Raw genomic sequence first — 2,759 nt, forward strand, 5'->3', positions numbered from 1 at the left:
AAATACATTAAAATAATTTTCTAATACATTTTGAAATATCATAAAATAAAATAATGATATTAGTTTAATTTTATCTTTATTACTTACACTACTTTCTTTTGCTAGCATTTAAACTCTCCTTACAATATTTCTTCCCACTGATTTAATATATTTTGTGCTTTAAAAGCTTCTACCCTTTTTAACCCTAATTTTTCATATTTAAATCTTAAATTATCATCAAGTAACATTTTTTCTAATGCTTTTGCAAATAATTTATGGTTATCATATATATTTTTGTCTAAGTCAAACTTATTTTCTATTACAGGAGTAATAATTCCATACTTTGCATACTCAATTTCCTTACATTTATACATAACATCAGATTCTGGAGATAAAATCTCTCTTGGTCCTGCACTACAGTCAACAGACACAACAGCTGTATTACATGCCATAGCCTCTGCTATAACCATGGAAAATCCTTCAAATAATGATGTAAGTGCAAATACATTTGCTCTACTTATGTATTTAAAAGGATTTTTTCTAAATCCTAAGAAATGAACATCATCTTGGATACCTAATTTTTCACATAATATCTTTAATTCACCTTCTAGTTCACCTTGCCCTAGTATAACTAATTGGCAATCATTGACCTTCTTTTTTAACTCATAAAAAGATTTAATTAAGTTCCATTGACCTTTTTGATTAGTTAATCTTCCTGCATTTATTACAACTGGCTTTTCAAAGATATGCTTATATTCATCTTCTATGTCTTCTTTTATAAGCTCTTTTATAGAAAGTATATCAACCGGATTATATATAACTTCTACTTTATCTTTATCTACATTAAAATTGTTCACTAAATCTTCTTTTATAAGCTTTGATACAGCAACTACTTTATCCGATTTATTATAAAGTGATTTTATAAGAACTTTAAATATTTTTCCATATATTCCTTTTCTCTCTTCACTTTGGAAATTATGTACTGATAATATAACTTTGTCATTATTTCTAGATAAAATATTTACTATATTCGGTCCTTCTAACAAACTTACTGTTGTTTGTATATTATGTTTTTCCTTTAATTTTTTTACATTTTTTATTCTTTCAAATAATACATTTGCATTTGCTAATATACTACTTTTATTATCTATAGATATATCTAATATCTCTGCTTTATATTCATAATCTATACTACTTGCATTCCATACAATAATAGATTGATTTATATCTTCACTTAAATTTAATGACATATTAGATAATACTCTTTCTGCACCTCCATTTTTTAAAGAAGGAATTAAAAAAGCAACATTTTTATTCATCTAATAACCTCCTATGATGCATTTTTATCACCTAATAAAACAGGCAGTGTCATTAAAATTATATATATATCCTTAAATAAGTTTCTTTCTTTTATATACTTTAAATCTAATTCTACCCACTCATCAAAATCAATATTATTTCTTCCGCTTATTTGCCAATAACAAGTTATACCTGGCTTTACTGATAACCTTTGAAACTGATATGTATTATATTGAATAACCTCTCTAGGAATAGGTGGTCTTGGTCCAACTAAACTCATATCACCTTTTAATACATTGAATAATTGTGGTAATTCATCTAAACTTGTTTTTCTTATAAACTTTCCTATTTTTGTAATTCTAGGATCATCCTTTATTTTAAAAACTGGACCATCCATTTCATTTTTAGACATTAAACTTTCTAATAAATCTTCTGCATTATGTACCATAGATCTAAATTTGTACATATTAAATTCTTTTCCATTTAACCCATTTCTTTTTTGTGAGAAAAAAATACTTCCTTTTGGGTCTTCTAACTTAATTAATATTCCTATTATTAAAAACACTGGCATCAATATTAAAATACCTAATCCAGAACCAACTATATCAATTAATCTTTTTAAAAATAAATAAGCTTTATTTCCATTTGGAACTATTACATTCTCTTGTGCTAATTCTTTTAACTCTAAATTACTTTGCACTATATTCACCCCTCTTAGTTGTAAATTTATCTTTTATAATAGATATAGCTTGATTAACCTCATCTATTTTAAGAATAACTACACCTATAAAGTAAACTTTAACTCCAACTAATACAGATATTGATAATGATACTATTTGACCTATCATTCCATCTTTAACTATATTAGATATAAAGTCATAAAAAATTGTAGTTACAATTCCCATAACTACTCCTGATATTAAAGTCTTTATAAACACAACGGCTATTTTTTCTTCTCCAAAATTTCCTATTTTTTTTCTTAAACTTCTAAATAATAAAACTATACACACCAATGCTGATATACTTGTTGCTAAGGCAAGTCCTGCATGTCCTATATATTTTATTAATATTAAATTTAGTACTATATTAAGAGCCATTGCTATAGCTCCATTTATCATAGGTGTTTTTGTATCTTGTATTGAATAAAATACTCTTGATAAAATATCTCTAAGTCCAAATCCAATAATACCAATAGAATAACAGAACAATGCACTTGAAGTCATTTGAGTTGCTCTTAAATCAAATGCACCTCTCTCAAATAATAATTTAACTATTGGTGTAGATAAAACCATAGCCCCTATAGAAATCGGAATAACTAGTAATATTACATAATTTATTGACTTTACTATAGAATTATTAAATTCTTCCTTATTATTTGCTGCAGAAAGCTTAGATAATAAAGGATATATTACCGATGTTATAGACACTATAAAAATTCCCATAACAAATTCATTTAACTTATTAGCATAATTTAAAGCTGA

General features: G+C 25.5%; 3 protein-coding genes. All 3 read right to left on the reverse strand.

What is annotated here, in order from left to right:
- Nucleotides 1–119: 119 nt before the first annotated feature.
- A complete protein-coding gene (locus tag Q5F54_RS12615; RefSeq protein WP_302334542.1) occupies nt 120–1,298 on the reverse strand; it encodes a glycosyltransferase in 1,179 nt (392 codons plus the stop codon).
- 11 nt (nt 1,299–1,309) lie between these two features.
- Nucleotides 1,310–1,978: a sugar transferase gene (locus tag Q5F54_RS12620; protein WP_331562789.1), complete on the reverse strand. Its 669-nt coding sequence runs from the start codon at nt 1,976–1,978 to the stop codon at nt 1,310–1,312.
- Nucleotides 1,968–2,759, reverse strand: a 792-nt coding sequence (gene murJ / locus Q5F54_RS12625) for a murein biosynthesis integral membrane protein MurJ (protein WP_302334543.1), incomplete at its 5' end; no start/stop codon positions are given. The genes murJ and Q5F54_RS12620, both read right to left, overlap by 11 nt.

This window comes from uncultured Romboutsia sp. (assembly GCF_958366745.1).
In the GTDB taxonomy this organism is placed as follows: domain Bacteria; phylum Bacillota; class Clostridia; order Peptostreptococcales; family Peptostreptococcaceae; genus Romboutsia; species Romboutsia timonensis.

What these genes read in the sequence shown, in the direction of transcription:
- Q5F54_RS12615 (WP_302334542.1), bottom strand. Translation starts at nt 1,298, where the DNA reads ATGAATAAAAATGTTGCTTTTTTAATTCCTTCTTTAAAAAATGGAGGT.